Origin of the sequence: Mycobacterium sp. G7A2 (genome assembly GCF_041902445.1) — a bacterium.
Lineage (GTDB): Bacteria > Actinomycetota > Actinomycetes > Mycobacteriales > Mycobacteriaceae > Mycobacterium.
The window spans coordinates 3382738-3399246 of record NZ_CP169251.1; the positions used below are offsets into that span (position 1 = coordinate 3382738).

Here is a 16509-nt window from a genome sequence, read left to right on the forward strand (position 1 = left end):
AGCCATCATGTGGTGTCCCAGTGTTTCGCTTTCGGTGTGGGCCAATTCGTGGCTGGCCGGCGCCGCCGCGCCTGACGACGTCCTGGACGCGTTATCTCTGTGGACGCCAAGGCATTCGGTCACGGCCTACGACTCCGCAGCCGCGGAGCGCACGGGCCTGTCGTGGCCCGACCTCGACGATCCGGGTGCGGTGTCGCTGCTGCAGACCATGCGTACCGCGGCCCGGGCCGCGGGCACGCAGCCGGCGATCACGCTGGCGCTGCCCGTGCCCGGCGACGTCCGGGGCCTGCCGCCCGGCACCCAGTTCGGGCGGGACGCCATCGCCGCCGGTGAGGCGGTTCTCGTCGGTCCGCCGGAAGCGCTCGTCGGCCTCGTCCCCGACTTCGAGTACCCCGATGGCTTCCCCGAGACCGACCTGGGTACCGACATGTTCGACCCCGACATCTTCGACCCCGAACCCAGTGGCCTGTCGTGGACGGTGTACTCGCTGCCCGGCCCCGTCATCGTCGGGTACTTCGATCTCGGCGAGGCGGAGTACGCCCTGCGCGACGCGGTGCGCTCGGCGGCCGACGCGCTCGGCGCGTTGCGGGCCGGCGCGTCCGGCGGTGACATCGGCGACCCCCGCCGACTCGTCGAACAGGTCCTCGATTCCACTCTCGCCCATCGCGTGCCCGACCACGCGCCGGCGCGCGCGGTGCGTGTGTTGGAGAACGCCGCGCACGTCGACGCGATCATCACCGTCAGCTCCGGGTTGATCCCGAGCGGTCTGCAGAGTTCCTCGGATGTCCAGGTCGCCAGCGACGCATTGCGTCCGCTGACCGCGGTGGTCCGCTCGGCACGGCTGGCCGCCGTCGAGGCGATCCTGCATTCCGCCTGGCGTCGTTGACGATTCGGCGCTCGTCAGGCCTCACAGTCCGGGGTGCACACCGCACCGTTGACGCTGCAGCCGTAGCCGGGCGCCGGCTGCGGCCCGGTGACCCGGGCGGCCGGGGCATCCATCCGCATCTCGTCGAGCAGGTCGACCGCCAGCCGGGCGAACCGGGTCTGGGCGTTGGGCGTGGAGGCCCGCGCGAGCGCGATTCCCGCCTGCGCGGCCTGCTCGGCCAGTTCGTTGTCCAGGTCCCACACCACCTCGATGTGGTCGGCGACGAACCCGACCGGACACACGATCACCGCTGGGGTGCCCGCCCGCTGTAACGCCTCCAGATGGTCACCGACGTCCGGTTCGAGCCACGGCACCTGCGGCGGGCCGGAGCGGGACTGCCAGACGTGGTCGTAGTCGAGGTAGCCCGCGGCCGCAGCCACCAGTCGGCAGGCGTAACCGACCTGACGTTCGTAGAGGTCGGGGCCGCACCGGTTGGCCGCGCGCAGCGGGATCGAGTGCGCGGTGAAGACCAGGCGCGCTTTGTCACGCAGTTCGGCGGGCAGTGTGGCGGCGGCGTCGCGGATCGCGTCGGCGAACATCTCGACAAACAGCGGGTGGTCGAAGTACTGGCGCAGCTTCACCAACTCCGGTGCACCCACCCCAGCGGCCGCGCGGCCGCGTGCGATGTCCTCCTGATACTGCGTGCAGCCCGAATATCCGCCCCACGCCGAGGTGGTGAAGACCGCTGCGCGTTCGATCCCGTTGTCGCGCATCTGCGTGACGGTGTCTTCGACGTAGGGCTCCCAGTTGCGGTTGCCGAAGTAGACCGGAATCCGGCGCCCGCGGCGGGCCAGCTCGGCCTCGATCTCGGCGATGAGCGCACGGTTGATCCCGTTGATCGGCGAGACCCCGCCGAAATGCAGGTAGTGCTCGGCCACCGACTCCAGCCGCTCCCGCGGGATGCCGCGTCCGCGAGTGACGTTCTCCAGGAACGGCATGACCTGCTCGGGCCCCTCGGGGCCACCGAAGGACAGCAGCAGTAGCGCGTCGAACTCCACGGTCACAACAACTGGGTGCTGGCCCCGCCGTCGGCGTAGACCACGGTGCCCGTGGTCGCCGGCAGCCAGTCCGACATCAGCGCACACACCGTCTTGGCCACCGGTGTGGGATCCTTCATGTTCCAGCCCAGCGGCGCACGCTGGTCCCAGCCCTCTTCGAGCAGCTGCATCTGCGCTCCGGCCTCCTCACCGAGCGCGCCACCGACGATGGCGCTCATCGCCAGAGTCCGGATCGGTCCGGCGGCAACGAGATTGGAGCGGACGCCGACCTTGCCGGCCTCGCGCGCGACGAAGCGGTTCACCGATTCCAGCGCGCTCTTGGCCACCGTCATCCAGTTGTAGGCCGGCATCGCGCGGGTAGGGTCGAAGTCCATGCCGACGATGCCGCCGCCGGGATTCATGATCGGCAGCACCGCTTTGGCCAGCGAGGCGTAGGAGTAGGCCGAGATGTGGATGCCTTTGGCGACGTCCTCGTACGGCGCGTCGAAGAACGGGTTGATGCCCATGCCGGTCTGCGGCATGAAACCGATCGAATGCACGACACCGTCGAGCTTGTTGCCCTCACCGATCTCCGCGGCGATCCGGTCAGCCAGCGTGTCGAGGTGTTCGGTGTTCTGCACGTCGAGCTCCAGCAGCGGCGCCGGATTCGGCAGCCGGTCGCAGATCCGCCGGATCAGCTTCATCCGGTCGAACCCGGTCAGCACCAGTTCGGCGCCGGCCTCCTGGGCCACCTTGGCGATGTAGAACGCGATCGACGAATCGGTGATGATGCCGGTGACGAGGATCCGCTTGCCCTCGAGAATGCCAGTCATGTGAACGTCCTTATCTGTGTCAGGGCCGCTGAGGCCTCGCTAGTGGCCCATACCCATGCCGCCGTCGACCGGGATCACCGCGCCGGCAATGTAGTTGGCGTCTTCTGAGGCCAGGAAGCTGACGACGCCCGCCACCTCGGCAGCGGTGCCGACCCGCTTGGCCGGGATGAAATCCAGCGCTCCCTGCTGGATGCGCTCGTCGAGCGCACGGGTCATCTCGGTGTCGATGTAGCCGGGGGCCACCACGTTGGCGGTGACGTTGGCCTTGGACAGCTCCCGGGAGATCGAGCGCGCCATCCCGATCAGTCCGGCCTTGGAGGCCGCGTAGTTGGCCTGGTTGCCGATGCCCCACATGCCCGAGACCGAACCGACGTAGATGATGCGGCCGAAGCGCTTGCGCTGCATGGTGCGCGACGCGCGCTGGGTCACCCGGAACGCCCCGGTGAGGTTCGCGTCGATGACCTTCTGGAAGCGTTCCTCGGTCATCCGCATCAGGAAGGCATCCGCGGAGACACCCGCGTTGGAAACCAGGACCTCGACCGGGCCCTGGTGCTCCTCGACCTCGGTGAACGCCCGGTCGACGGCCTCGCTGTCGGTGACGTCACACTGCACACCGAACAATCCGTCCGGGGCACCGGAGCCGCGGTGGGTGACCGCGACCTTGTGGCCGTCTGCGGCCAGTCGCTGCGCGATGGCCAGGCCGATCCCCCGGTTGCCGCCGGTGACCAGCACAGACCGCGCGACGAAAGCCGGCCGGCCGGTGTCGGTGGGTTCGGCGACGGCGTTCGCCGTCTCCGTCTGAGCGGCTCCGGAGGTGTCGGTCATGCCGCCAACTTAGTGCGTGGACTGCACGGATCCGAAATCAAGGTCGGCGCGCTCGGCTACTAGTTGGGCAACCGACGGTTGATCAGCAGCGCGCCCAGTGCGGCACCGGCCAGTACGAGTGCACCCAGCCGTAGCCAGCCCACGCTCGCATCACCTTTGATGGTTTCGTAGCCGATCTGCTCTTGAAGGTTGCTGAACACCTGTTTGAGCTGCTCGAGGCTGGATGCGGTGAACGCCTCGCCACCGGAGAGCTCGGCGATCTTGGCGAGCATCTCGTCGTCGACGGGCACCGGTTGGCGCTGCTCGTTGATCTCGACGTAGCCGTACGGCGTGCCGAACGACACCGTCGAGATCGGGACGCCCTGATCCTTGGCGGTGCGCGCCGCGGTGTAGGCCCCTTTGGGGTTGTCCGGGTTCGACGGGACGGTTTCCTTGCCGTCGGACATCAGCACGATGCGCGCCGGCGGCGGTTCGTCTCCGCCGCCGATGACGGCTCCCACCGTCGCGATCGCCTGCAGCGCGGTGAACACTCCCTCACCGGTCGCCGTGCGGTCGGCCAGCTGCAACTTGTCGATGGCGTTCTTGGTGGCCTCGCGGTTGGTGGTCGGCGAGACGAGCACCGTGGCGGTGCCGGCGTAGGAGATCAAGCCCAGGTTGATACCGGGGGTCAACTGATCGGCGAACTGCTTGGCGGCTTCCTGGGCGGCCACCAGCCGGTTGGGCGACACGTCGGTGGCGCGCATCGACTGCGACACGTCGATCACCAGCATCACCACCGCGCGGTTGCGGGGAATACGCACGTCGTGGGTCGGGCCGGCCATCGCGATGGTGAACAACACCATCGAGGACACGAGGAGCACCGCCGGCAGGTGCCGCCAGCGGCTGGGGCGCTGCGGGGCAACACTTTCCAGCAGCTCCATGTTGGCGAACCGCAGCATGCGCTTCTGGCGCGCCATCTGAACGATCACGTACAGCGCGATCAGCCCGATGACGACCAGGAGGAACAGGAAGAACCAGGGATGCTCGAAGCCCGTCAGCGACATCGGGCCGAAAAACGGTAAAGTCATGTGCTCGCTGTCATTTCGTTGGTCATCGCGCCGAGGCCAGGGCACCGCGACGCCGGCTGGCGACGAAGCGCACCACGTCCGCGATCCAGTCTCGATCGGTGCGCAGCGTCAGCAGCGGCGCGTCACAACGCCTCAGCGTGCGGGCCACCTCGGCGCGGTGCGCGGCGGCGGCCCGCTCGAAGTCGCTGCGCAGCTGTTCGTCGATGGTGAACTCGCGGGTGCGCCCGGTCTCGGTGTCCTGCAGGATCACGTCCCCGACCGGCGGCAGCTCGATGTCACGGGGATCGAGGATCTCGATCCCGAGCACCTCGTGGCGACCCGAGATGGCGCGCAGCGGACGCATCCAGTCGATCGGGCCCAGGAAATCGCTGATGATCACGGCCATTCCACGTCGACGTTCGGGCCGGCGCAGCGCATCGATGGCCGCGGCGAGGTCACCGCGGGTACCCATCGGGGCCCGGGGGGTGGTGGCGATGGCGCGCAACAGTTCCTGCTCGTGCATCCGGCCGGACAGGGCGGGCACCCGGCGCATCGTGTCGCCGTTGGAGATGATCGCGCCCAGCCGGTTTCCGCCGCCGCTGTTGAGGAAGGCGATCGAGGCCGCCGCGGCGACGGCCAGATCACGCTTCTCACAGCCGGTGGTGCCGAAGTCCAGGCTGGCGGACACGTCGACCACCAGCCAGGTCTCCAGTTCGCGGTCGGCGATCATCTGCCGGACGTGGGGCTGGGTCGTCCTCGCGGTCACCGACCAGTCCATGCGGCGCACGTCGTCGCCCGGCTGGTAGCTGCGGGACTCGCCGGGTTCCGTTCCGGGCCCGGGCAGCAGACCGAGATGATCTCCGTGCAGCACGCCGTCCAGTTTCCGGCGCACCGTCAACTCGAGCTTGCGCAGGGCCGCGGTCAGTGCCGGGTCCCGGATCTCCCCGCGCTGCAGAGAGGGCAGGTCGATGGAACGAGTGGAGTTGGTGGAGCCGGAGGAACTGGAAGGATCTGAGGGAGCCGTCACCGCGTGAGCCGCCTACGCATGCTCAGCGCCCACCCGCGGCCGCGCCGGCGGGAACCCCGGGCGAAGCGGAAGGACCTTGCTGCGGAATGGCATTCACCTGGGGAAGTGCCACCGTCTGCATGATCCGGTTGATCACCGTCTCCGAGGACACCTCGTCGGCGAGCGCGTCGTAGGTGAGTACCAGGCGGTGCCGCAGCACATCGGGGATGATCTCGACGACGTCCTGCGGGATGACGTAGTCGCGGCCCCGCACCAGGGCCAGGGCCCGGGCCGCCGCGATGATGCCCAGCGACGCACGCGGTGAGGCGCCGTAGGCGATCCACGCCTTGGCGTCGGGCATCCCGAACTTCTCCGGCTCGCGGGTGGCGGTGACGATCCGCACCACGTAGTCGACCAGCGCGTGGTGGACGAAATTGTTGGCTGCGGTCTCCTGCAGCCGCAGCAGGTCACCGGTGTTGAGGATCTGCTTGGGCTCCGGCGGCTTCACGCCCATCCGGTAGATGATCTCGCGCTCTTCCTCCGGTGAGGGGTAGCCGACGTTGAGCTTGAACAGGAAGCGGTCGCGCTGCGCCTCGGGCAGCTGATAGACGCCCTCCTGCTCGATGGGGTTCTGCGTGGCCATGACCAGGAACGGACTGGGCAGCGGGAACGTCTTGCCGCCGATGGAGATCTTGCGTTCGGCCATGATCTCCAGCAGGGCCGACTGCACCTTGGCCGGCGCGCGGTTGATCTCGTCGGCCAGCAGGAAGTTCACCACGCAGGGGCCGAGCTCGATGTCGAACTCCTCCTTGCCCTGACGGTAGATCCTGGTGCCGACGATGTCGGTGGGCACCAGGTCGGGGGTGAACTGGATGCGGGCGAACGTGCCGCCGACGACCTTGGCGAAGGTTTCGACCGCCAACGTCTTGGCGACGCCCGGCACACCTTCAAGCAGAACGTGGCCCTTGGCCAGCAGACCGACGAGCATCCGCTCGACCAGTTGGTCCTGACCGACGATGATGCGCTTGACCTCGAAGATGGCGCGCTCGAGCGTGTGCACCTCGTGCTGCATGCCGCCGTTGGTGCCCGCCGAACCCGACTGTCCGGTGCTCGGTGCGGCATGCGCACCCGGGGAGTAGCCGGGTGCCGGGGCCTGCCCGGGAAATCCTCCAGAGCCCTGTGGCGGCCCACTCGGTGCGGTCATCAAACTTCCTTCCACAAGCGCAGTACCTACAGGTCTGTGCGGCACGGGCCCGTTGTGGCACCGTGCTCGCCGTCAACTATTCCAGGCGGTTCGGAATCCGTCGACGCCGCCCATGCCGAGCCGGGCCGCACCCCAGCCATTCACCAATGGTGCTCAGCTTTAACTCAGGCCACACTCAGGTTGGCGGACGCGCGGGCGCCTCAGGGTGGCGGACGCGCAGGCGCCTCGGGATTGCGCACGCGCCGGTGCCTCGGGGTGACAGGCGCGGGCACCTCAGGGCGCGGGCACCTCACGGTGACAGGCGCGGCCGCCTCAGGTTTCGATGACGCGCACCGCGTAGGGCTGCAGGCCTGCCGTGCGCACCGGGCTCACGGTCACCCGACCCGCACTGCTGGCCGACTCGAGCATCTTTCCGCCGCCGAGGTACATCGCGACGTGCTGGCTGCCGCCGGGTCCCCAGAACAGGAGGTCTCCACGCTTGGCCTGCGAGACGGGCACCTTGCGACCGGTGTTGTACTGGTCGCCCGAGTACTTCGGGATCAGCACGCCCACCCCGGCGTAGGAGAACTGGGTGAACCCGGAACAGTCGAATCCGACGGTGTTGGCGCCGGAGTCGACCCCGGTGCTGGGGCCGCTGGGCTTGCCCCCACCCCAGGAATAGGGCACACCCATCTGGCTGCCGCCACGCCGGATCGCGTATTCGATGGCAGCCGGACCGCGCACGGTTCCCGGTGCCACACTCGCCGGCGCATCGGCCGGCACCAGACCGATGGTCTGCAGGAACTTGCGCCCGAGGTTCATGGTGACCTCGGTTGCCTGCGCGGTGGCGGCCAGCGAGGCGTTGGCGATGGCCAGCGGGTCGCCCGGAGCGCCCGCACTGATGAGCTTGGGCAATGTGGGGTCCCACTGTCCGGCCGCGGGCTGGGCGGAGGCGGGAGCGATCGGACCGAACGCGACACCGGCGACGGCCACCAACGCGACGAGCAGGCGGCGCACGGGGATCACCACTCGATCATTCGGGTGACGAAGGGAGTCATGCCGCTGGTACGGACCGGCGAGATCTTGACCACCGAACCGGTGTAGGGCGCCTCGAGCATCTTGCCGTCGCCGAGGTACATCGCCACGTGCTGGCTGGCGTTGGGGCCGTAGAAGATCATGTCGCCGCGGCGCATCTGCGAGGACGGCACCTTGCGGCCCGCGTTGTACTGCGAGCCCGAGTAGTGGTCGAGCTTGATGCCGACGCCGGCGAACATGTACAGCATCAGCCCCGAGCAGTCGAACCCGACGGTTCCGGCGCCGTGATCGATGCCGCGGCTGGGTCCTGCGGCGTTGCCGCCGCCCCACGAGTACGGCACGCCCAGCTGCGACATGCCGCGCCGGATCACCAGCTCGGTGGCCTGGGGTCCGGCGACGGCCGGGATGGCACCGTTGGTGATGCCGGTTTCGGTCGGCAGCAGGCCGAGGCTCTGCAGGAACTTGCGGCCCAGGTTCTGGGTGATCTCGAGCGACGTCGTGATGATCTTGATCACCGCATTGATGATCTGGATCGGGTCTCCGCTGACGAACGCGCTCGGGATCTGCGGCAGCGTCATGTCCCAGGCGGTCTCGCGGTTCCCGGTGGCCGGGTCGAAGTCCCAGTTCGGGTTTGCCGCGCCCGGCTTGGCCGGCGCTGGCGCGCCGGACGAGGAGGACCCGGGTGCGGCGGCGGGCCGGCCGGCCCCGGCCGGGCTGCTGGGCGCGGCCAGGGTCCGCGCCTCGGCCAGTTTCGCCTGGGCCTGCTGACGTTCGGCGGTGAGGCGGTCGAGCTCGGCCTGCTGGGACTTGAACGTCTCCTGGGCGCCGGTCAGCGCGTCGACGGCGTCCTGCTGGCTGGCCTCGGCCGCCGAAACGGCCGCGTCGGCCTGCTGTTTGGCCAGTCGCGCCGCGGACTCCTTGTTGACCTGTTCGACGCGGGCGCTCTGCAGCTCGGTCATCACCCGGCGGGAGCTGATCGCCAGCGTCTCGCCGGCCGCGGCGGTGTTGAGGATGTCGACCGGATCCGAGGCCGTCAGGTACGAACTCGACGGGCCGTTGACGTACATCGCGGCGGCGAAGGTGTCGAATCGCTTCTGGGCGTCGGTGATCGCGCCATTGGCCTGCTCGACGCGCTGTGCGCTGGCGTCGACTTCCTGTTGCGCAGCCGCGGCGGAGTCCCGCGCGGTCTTGACCTCCAGAATGGCCTTGTTGACACTCTCCTGCTGCGACTGGATCGCCGCTCCGAGATCCTGCAGCTTCTGATTGACGGTGGCCACCTCGGTGACAAGCTCGGCCAAGGTGTCAGAGCTTGCGGGCTGGGCCAGTGCCAGGCTGGGCCCCAGGTTCGGCACGGTCACGACCATGCCGAACGCCAGGGACACCGCACACAGCCGCGAAGCGGGGGCGCCAGGGGTGCGTCTCATCCGACTCAAGTCTCCTAATGCTCCACGCGAACGTGTCGGAAGATTCTCGGGCGCTCGAGCACAGTGAGCACAAAGATCACAGAAGTAACACGAAGCACTACTGCAACATCAAGCACCGATTGCACCGTACGTCACATCTGACGCTAAAGAAACTTTAGTAACGAATTACAACAATGTAATTGCATTTCGCGTTATCAAACGGTGATGTTTGAATTTGCGCAGGGCGCGGAACCCGTTAATCGACGCTGGTGAACGCTGCCTTCGACCCGGTTGCCCGTTTGCCCCATTTCTGCAGCATGCGGGTGGCCACGACGGCCAAGACGGTGACGAAAATGACCACAATGGTGAATGGCGTCCACGCAAAGTGGGAATCGGTCAACTCGCCGACGAAATTGGTCGACGACTGCACCGGGTTGCCGGTCTCGGCCAAGTCCTCACCGGCCTCGAGCGTGACCCGATCGAAGTCGGTGCTGTAGGTCCCGGCGTACGAGGGGCTCATCGCCAGCACGGTCGAACCGGGGTTCGCCATCCCCACCTCGGTGGCGATGTCGCGAAGCGGCGTGTCGATCGGAGGGTTGACGTCGATCGCCACGATCTTGAGGTCGATGCCCTGTTCGCGAGCGTCGGCGACGACCTGGCGCAGCGCGGGAATGTCGGCCTGATACGCGGGCGCGACGCTGATACCGTCGTCGGCGACATCGCTCTGCACCCGGTCCATGTCGATCTCGGGCGGGATGTATCCCGGCAGAAACCCGACGAACTGAGCTTCGGTCACACGAGCACGGTAGCCGACCCGGCCTCCGAGGCGACGCCGACACGGTCGGCGGCGATTCGGGGTAACCCAGGGGCGGCCAGGACTGGCACCGCCAGCGGTCAGCGACAACACTAGAGGCACCCTGGGATTACTTACAGGACAAGCGTACTGTTAGGGTTACGGACGCCGCCGACACAGCCCGTCGCGGCGATGAATACAGCCGGGAGTTGATGTGAGCACCAAGAATTCATCCCTGAACTCGTTCGGAGCACGCGACACGCTCGAGGTGGGAGACAACAACTACGAGATCTACCGCCTCGACGCCGTTCCCGGGACCGAGAAACTTCCTTACAGCCTCAAGGTTCTCGCGGAGAACCTGCTGCGCACCGAAGACGGTGCCAACATCACCAAAGACCACATCGATGCGATCGCCAACTGGGATCCGTCGGCCGAGCCGAGCATCGAGATCCAGTTCACGCCGGCCCGCGTGGTCATGCAGGACTTCACCGGCGTGCCCTGCATCGTCGACCTGGCCACCATGCGCGAGGCGGTCGGCGACCTGGGCGGCGACATCGACAAGGTCAACCCGCTGGCCCCCGCCGAGCTCGTGATCGACCACTCGGTCATCGTCGACGTGTTCGGCAGCGCCGACGCGTTCGAGCGCAACGTCGACATCGAGTACGAGCGCAACGGCGAGCGTTATCAGTTCCTGCGCTGGGGCCAGGGCGCCTTCGACGACTTCAAGGTCGTCCCACCGGGAACCGGCATCGTGCATCAGGTCAACATCGAGTACCTGGCTCGCACCGTGATGGTGCGCGAGAGCGACGGGACAAAGGTCGCCTACCCGGACACCTGTGTCGGCACCGACAGCCACACCACGATGGTCAACGGCCTCGGCGTGCTGGGTTGGGGCGTCGGCGGCATCGAGGCCGAGGCGGCGATGCTCGGCCAGCCGGTCTCCATGCTCATCCCCCGCGTCGTCGGCTTCAAGCTGACCGGGGAGATCAAGCCCGGGGTGACCGCCACCGACGTCGTGCTGACCGTCACCGACATGCTCCGCAAGCACGGCGTGGTCGGCAAGTTCGTGGAGTTCTACGGTGAGGGCGTGGCCGAGGTGCCGCTGGCCAACCGCGCCACGCTGGGCAACATGAGCCCGGAGTTCGGTTCCACCGCAGCGATTTTCCCGATCGACGAGGTCACCATCGACTATCTGCGGCTGACGGGTCGCGACGAGGACCAGCTGGCGCTGGTGGAGGCCTACGCCAAGGCGCAGGGGATGTGGCACGACCCGAGCCGCGAGCCCGAGTTCTCCGAGTACCTCGAGCTCGATCTGGGCGACGTCGTGCCGTCCATCGCGGGCCCGAAGCGCCCGCAGGACCGTATCGAGCTCTCCGACGCCAAGAACGCGTTCCGCAAGGACATCCACAACTACGTCGAAGAGAACCACCCCGCCCCCGAGACGAAGCTCGACGAAGCCGTCGACGAGTCGTTCCCGGCCAGCGACTCGGTGTCGCTGTCGTTCGCCGACGACGACGCCGTCGACGTGGCATCGGCGGCCAACGGCTCCGAAGGGCGTCCCACCAAACCGGTCAAGGTGACCTCCGCCGAACGCGGCGAGTTCGTCCTCGACCACGGTGCGGTGGTCGTCGCAGCCATCACCTCCTGCACCAACACCTCCAACCCGTCGGTGATGCTGGGCGCGGCGCTGCTGGCCCGCAACGCCGTCGAGAAGGGTCTGTCGGCCAAGCCGTGGGTCAAGACCTCGATGGCGCCCGGCTCCCAGGTGGTCAGCGACTACTACGACAAAGCCGGCCTGTGGCCGTACCTGGAGAAGCTGGGCTTCTACCTGGTCGGCTACGGCTGCACCACGTGCATCGGCAACACCGGTCCGCTGCCGGAGGAGATCTCCAAGGCCGTCAACGACGAGGACCTGACCGTGACCGCGGTGCTGTCGGGCAACCGCAACTTCGAAGGCCGCATCTCCCCCGATGTGAAGATGAACTACCTCGCCTCCCCGCCGCTGGTGATCGCCTACGCGCTGGCCGGAACCATGGACTTCGACTTCGAGGCCGATCCGCTGGGTCAGGACTCCGACGGCAACGACGTCTTCCTCAAGGACATCTGGCCCTCGCCGAAGGACATCTCCGACACCATCGCCTCGGCCATCAACCAGGAGATGTTCACCAAGAACTACGCCGATGTCTTCAAGGGTGATGAGCGGTGGCGCAATCTGCCCACGCCCGAAGGCAAGACCTTCGAATGGGATTCGGACTCGACGTATGTCCGCAAGCCTCCGTACTTCGACGGCATGCCCGCCGAGCCGGAGCCCGTCTCTGACATCAAGGGCGCCAGAGTGCTTGCCCTGCTTGGTGATTCGGTCACCACCGACCACATCTCGCCGGCGGGCAGCATCAAGAAGGGCACACCGGCGGCGCAGTACCTGGAGGCCAACGGCGTCGAACAGAAGGATTTCAACTCCTACGGATCGCGGCGCGGCAACCATGAGGTGATGATCCGCGGGACCTTCGCCAACATCCGGTTGCGCAACCAGTTACTCGACGACGTCTCCGGTGGTTACACCCGTGACTTCACCCAGGACGGCGGGCCGCAGGCCTTCATCTACGACGCCGCGCAGAACTACGAGAAGGCCGGCATCCCGCTGGTCGTGCTCGGCGGCAAGGAGTACGGATCGGGCTCGTCGCGTGACTGGGCGGCCAAGGGCACCACGCTGCTGGGCGTGCGTGCGGTGATCGCCGAGTCCTTCGAACGCATCCACCGCTCCAACCTGATCGGCATGGGCGTCATCCCGCTGCAGTTCCCCGAAGGCGAGTCGGCGGCGTCGCTCAAGCTCGACGGCACCGAGGTGTTCGACATCGCGGGCATCGAGGAACTCAACAACGGCAAGACGCCCAAGACGGTCAAGGTGACCGCGAAGAAAGAGGACGGGTCGACGGTCGAGTTCGACGGGGTCGTGCGCATCGACACCCCCGGCGAAGCCGACTACTACCGCAACGGCGGCATCCTGCAGTTCGTGCTGCGCAACATGTTGAAGTCCTAGACGGGCACACCGGAAACATGCCCAGGGTCACCGAGGATCATCTGGCGGCCCGCCGCCGCCAGATCCTCGACGGCGCCCGGCGGTGTTTCGCGGAATACGGCTATGAAAGCGCGACCGTGCGGCGGCTCGAAGAAACCATCGGGCTGTCGCGCGGCGCGATCTTTCACCACTTCCGCGACAAGGACACACTGTTCTTCGAACTCGCCCGCGAGGACGCGGAGCGGATGGCCGACGTCGCTGCCCGCGAGGGGCTGATCCAGGTGATGCGCGACCTGCTCGCGGCGCCGGAGCAATTCGACTGGCTGGCCACCAGGCTGGAGATCGCGCGCAAACTGCGCAACGACCCGGCGTTCAGCCGCGGCTGGGCGGAGCGGTCAGCGGAGTTGTCCGCCGCCACCGCCGAGCGGCTCCGACGCCAGAAGCAGGCCGGGCGCCTGCGAGACGATGTGCCCGGCGACGTGCTGCGCACGTATCTCGAACTGGTACTGGATGGGCTGGTGGCCCGGCTGGCCTCCGGCGACGATCCGGAAAAGCTCAGCGCGGTACTCGATCTGGTCGAGGACTCGGTGCGTCAGCCCTGAACGGTCCTACGTCCGGCGCCGGTGGTTGGGGCCGCCGCGACTGCGCATCGTGGTACCCGATTCACGGAGCAGACTGTGGACCGAGCCGTACGACCGACCGGTCGACGCCGCCAGGTTCCGGATGCTGGCTCCGCGCTCGTAGGCGCTGCGGAGCTCGGTGAGCAACTGGTCCCTGGACTGGGTGGTTTTCTTCATCAAACGCCTCCCGGGTCTGTGCTCCGACACACATACCCCGCAGTTGGAGGGTTGACACCTGGGGACGGTCAGGCCAATTCGATCAGATCGCGGTATTGCTCCGACCAGAAATCCTCGGTGCCGTCGGGAAGCAGTACCACGCGCTGCGGATCGAGGGCTTCGGCGGCGCCCGGGTCGTGCGTGACCAGCACCACCGCCCCGACGTAGCTGCGCAACGCGTCGAGGACCTGTTCGCGAGACGCCGGATCCAGGTTGTTCGTCGGCTCGTCCAGCAACAGCACGTTGGCGGTGGACGCGACCAGACCGGCCAGCGCGAGGCGCGTTTTCTCGCCACCGGACAACGTGCCGGCCGGCTGCTCGAGCTGGGCGCCGGTGAACATGAAGGCGCCCAGCAAACCGCGCAGGTCCTGTTCGCCGGTGTCCGGCGCCGCGTGGCGGATGTTCTCCCACACCGAAGCGTGGTCGTCGAGAGTGTCGTGCTCCTGCGCGAAATAACCGATCTTGCAGCCATGGCCCGGTTCCATCACACCCGCATCGAGGGTCTCCACCCCGGCGAGAAGCCGCAGCAGCGTGGTTTTGCCTGCACCGTTGAGGCCCAGCACGACGACCCGCGAGCCGCGGTCGATCGCCAGATCGACGCCGGTGAACACCTCCAGTGAGCCGTAGTTCTTGGTCAGTCCCTTGACCACCAGCGGGGTACGTCCGCATGCGGCCGGGGTGGGGAATTTGATCCGCGCCACCTTGTCGGCCACCCGCTCCTCGTCCAGCGCGGCCATCATGCGGTCAGCGCGACGCAGCATGTTCTGTGCGGCAACGGCTTTGGTGGCCTTGGCGCCCATCTTGGCAGCCTGGGTCCGCAGTGCGGCGGCTTTGCGTTCGGCGTTGGCGCGCTCGCGACGCCGGCGCGCTTCGTCGGTGGCGCGGGCATCGAGATACTTCTGCCAGCCCATGTTGTACACATCGGCTTCACCGCGCACGGCGTCGAGGAACCACACCCGGTTGACCACGTCGGCGAGCAACTCGACGTTGTGGCTGATCACCACGAGCCCGCCGCTGTGATTCTGCAGGAACGTGCGCAACCAGCCGATCGAGTCGGCGTCGAGGTGGTTGGTCGGTTCGTCGAGCAGCAGCGTGGTCTGGGAGCCGGCCCCGCCGCCGGCGCCGTCGCTGGCGGCGAACAGGATCCTCGCCAGCTCCACCCGGCGCCGCTGACCGCCCGACAGCGTGCGCAACGGCTGCGTCAACACCCGCTCGGGCAGGCCGAGGCTGGCGCAGATACGACCGGCCTCGCTCTCGGCCGCGTAACCGCCCAGCGCCGCGAACCGTTCCTCGAGTTGGCCGTAGCGGCGGACCGCCTTGTCGCGGGCCGTGTCGTCGGCCACCTCGGCCATCAGCACCTGCTGCTTCTCCAGGTCGGCCAGCAGCGTGTCCAGACCGCGGGCGGACAGCACCCGGTCCCGGGCGAGCATGTCCAGATCGCCTTCGCGGGGATCCTGCGGCAAATATCCGATCTCACCTGATCGGGAGATCGATCCGGCGTAGGGCTCACCTTCGCCGGCCAGGATCCTCATCGTCGTCGTCTTGCCCGCGCCGTTGCGCCCCACCAGCCCGATCCGGTCACCCGGCTGGACCCGAAGCGCCGATCCCTCGGTGGAGAGCAGTGTGCGCGCCCCGGCGCGGACCTCGAGGTCCGTTGCGGTGATCACGCTGACCCTCCTGTTGCATGTGAATCGACATCGGGCGCACTACGCGCCCGTGACCAGCCTTCCAAGGCTAGTGTGCAGGCCCGACCGGGCGCCAACTCAATTGCCCGGCCGCGGGTTCTTGTCGTCGGTGAACACCGGCGGGCGCTGCTGTGCTCGCGCGGCGACCGCCTCGTCGAAGTTGTCGGTGAGCAGCCGGATGTACAGCTGACCAAGGCCTTCGGCCTGCATGTGCGCCTCCATGCTGCCCGCGTCGAGACCGCTCCACAATGTGCGCTTGGTCAACTCGATGCCGGGCCGCGAGAACGACGCGATCCGCTCCCCCATCTGCACGCAGACATCGAGCAGTTCAGCGGGCGCCACGGCGCGCGACACCAAGCCGATGCGCTCGGCCTCCTCGGCATCCACGTCGCGGCCGGTGAGCATCAACTCGAAGGCGCGGGACGTGCCGATGGCACGCGGCAGCAGGTAGGACAGGCCCAACTCACTGGCCGTCAAGCCGTTGTTGATCCCGGCGGCACGGAAATAAGCCTCGACCGAGGCGATACGGATGTCGCAGGCCAGCGCGAGGCACAGGCCGCCGCCGATGGCGGCGCCGTTGACCGCGGCGATCACCGGTTGGTGCAGCTTCCTCAGTGCCAGGATGACGTCGTCGAGCACCTCCATGGACCGCAGCGCATACGTCGGCCTGGTCAGACCGTCCACATGCGGCACGGACCCCGCCGACTTGTGGTCAGCGCCCGAGGAGAACCCGCGCCCCGCCCCGGTCAGCACGATCGCGCGGACGGAATTGTCGTACGACAGCTCGTCGAGTGCGCTCTTCAGCGGCACCATGACGTCGAAGGCCATCGAGTTCATGCGCTCGGGCCGGTTGAGCGTCACGACCGCCACGTGTTCGCTCGGGCGGTCGACGAGGACCAACGGTGCGGAGTTCTGCTGCTCGGTCACGCTCAGCACGCTAGCG

General features: G+C 67.7%; 15 protein-coding genes. 3 read left to right on the top strand and 12 right to left on the bottom strand.

Going from position 1 to position 16509, the window contains the following annotated elements:
• Nucleotides 1-7 precede the first annotated feature (7 nt).
• Nucleotides 8-886, top strand: coding sequence for a hypothetical protein (locus tag ACEWX3_RS16085; RefSeq protein WP_374157066.1), 879 nt, complete (start codon nucleotides 8-10; stop codon nucleotides 884-886).
• Nucleotides 887-900: 14 nt separating this feature from the next.
• Here the strand turns inward: ACEWX3_RS16085 and ACEWX3_RS16090 are convergent, their stop codons facing one another.
• From ACEWX3_RS16090 to ACEWX3_RS16130, 9 genes are all read right to left on the bottom strand, one after another.
• Complete coding sequence (locus ACEWX3_RS16090; protein WP_374159874.1) at nucleotides 901-1923, bottom strand: ferrochelatase; 1023 nt, start codon at nucleotides 1921-1923, stop codon at nucleotides 901-903.
• Nucleotides 1924-1925: 2 nt separating this feature from the next.
• The gene (gene inhA, locus ACEWX3_RS16095; RefSeq protein ID WP_207066556.1) at nucleotides 1926-2735 is read right to left on the bottom strand and encodes an NADH-dependent enoyl-ACP reductase InhA; all 810 of its coding nucleotides are present in this window, start codon (nucleotides 2733-2735) and stop codon (nucleotides 1926-1928) included.
• 39 nt (nucleotides 2736-2774) lie between these two features.
• Nucleotides 2775-3560, bottom strand: a complete 786-nt coding sequence (gene fabG1, locus ACEWX3_RS16100) for a 3-oxoacyl-ACP reductase FabG1 (protein WP_286182890.1) — start codon at nucleotides 3558-3560, stop codon at nucleotides 2775-2777.
• A 59-nt stretch (nucleotides 3561-3619) separates the two neighbouring features.
• Nucleotides 3620-4627 carry a VWA domain-containing protein gene (locus ACEWX3_RS16105; protein ID WP_207066557.1) on the bottom strand — a complete coding sequence of 336 codons (1008 nt, stop codon included), beginning with the start codon at nucleotides 4625-4627 and terminating at the stop codon, nucleotides 3620-3622.
• A gap of 22 nt (nucleotides 4628-4649) precedes the next feature.
• Nucleotides 4650-5576, bottom strand: coding sequence for a DUF58 domain-containing protein (locus tag ACEWX3_RS16110; RefSeq protein WP_207066607.1), 927 nt, complete (start codon nucleotides 5574-5576; stop codon nucleotides 4650-4652).
• A 79-nt stretch (nucleotides 5577-5655) separates the two neighbouring features.
• Nucleotides 5656-6816: an AAA family ATPase gene (locus tag ACEWX3_RS16115; RefSeq protein WP_374157067.1), complete on the bottom strand. Its 1161-nt coding sequence runs from the start codon at nucleotides 6814-6816 to the stop codon at nucleotides 5656-5658.
• A gap of 312 nt (nucleotides 6817-7128) precedes the next feature.
• Nucleotides 7129-7818 carry an NlpC/P60 family peptidoglycan endopeptidase RipB gene (gene ripB, locus ACEWX3_RS16120; RefSeq protein WP_163680273.1) on the bottom strand — a complete coding sequence of 230 codons (690 nt, stop codon included), beginning with the start codon at nucleotides 7816-7818 and terminating at the stop codon, nucleotides 7129-7131.
• Nucleotides 7818-9254, bottom strand: coding sequence for an NlpC/P60 family peptidoglycan endopeptidase RipA (gene ripA / locus ACEWX3_RS16125; protein WP_374157068.1), 1437 nt, complete (start codon nucleotides 9252-9254; stop codon nucleotides 7818-7820). Before ripA ends, ripB begins: the two co-directional genes overlap by 1 nt.
• Before the next feature lie 235 nt (nucleotides 9255-9489).
• Nucleotides 9490-10029, bottom strand: coding sequence for a DUF6676 family protein (locus ACEWX3_RS16130; protein ID WP_374157069.1), 540 nt, complete (start codon nucleotides 10027-10029; stop codon nucleotides 9490-9492).
• Between the two features lie 211 nt (nucleotides 10030-10240).
• On the opposite strand from ACEWX3_RS16130, the gene acnA reads away from it, so the two are divergent.
• The gene (gene acnA, locus ACEWX3_RS16135; protein ID WP_374157070.1) at nucleotides 10241-13066 is read left to right on the top strand and encodes an aconitate hydratase AcnA; all 2826 of its coding nucleotides are present in this window, start codon (nucleotides 10241-10243) and stop codon (nucleotides 13064-13066) included.
• Between the two features lie 17 nt (nucleotides 13067-13083).
• Nucleotides 13084-13647 (top strand): TetR/AcrR family transcriptional regulator, encoded by a 564-nt coding sequence (locus ACEWX3_RS16140; protein WP_152517067.1) that lies wholly within the window; start codon nucleotides 13084-13086, stop codon nucleotides 13645-13647.
• A 6-nt stretch (nucleotides 13648-13653) separates the two neighbouring features.
• On the opposite strand, the gene ACEWX3_RS16145 is transcribed toward ACEWX3_RS16140, so the two are convergent.
• The 3 genes from ACEWX3_RS16145 to ACEWX3_RS16155 all read right to left on the bottom strand — a co-directional run bounded on the left by ACEWX3_RS16145 (nucleotide 13654) and on the right by ACEWX3_RS16155 (nucleotide 16502).
• Nucleotides 13654-13842 carry a helix-turn-helix domain-containing protein gene (locus ACEWX3_RS16145; RefSeq protein ID WP_152517066.1) on the bottom strand — a complete coding sequence of 63 codons (189 nt, stop codon included), beginning with the start codon at nucleotides 13840-13842 and terminating at the stop codon, nucleotides 13654-13656.
• A 68-nt stretch (nucleotides 13843-13910) separates the two neighbouring features.
• Entirely contained in the window at nucleotides 13911-15548 is a 1638-nt protein-coding gene (locus tag ACEWX3_RS16150) for an ABC-F family ATP-binding cassette domain-containing protein (RefSeq protein ID WP_374157071.1), read from the bottom strand.
• Between the two features lie 96 nt (nucleotides 15549-15644).
• Nucleotides 15645-16502, bottom strand: coding sequence for an enoyl-CoA hydratase (locus ACEWX3_RS16155; protein WP_221356962.1), 858 nt, complete (start codon nucleotides 16500-16502; stop codon nucleotides 15645-15647).
• Between the last annotated feature and the right edge of the window lie 7 nt (nucleotides 16503-16509).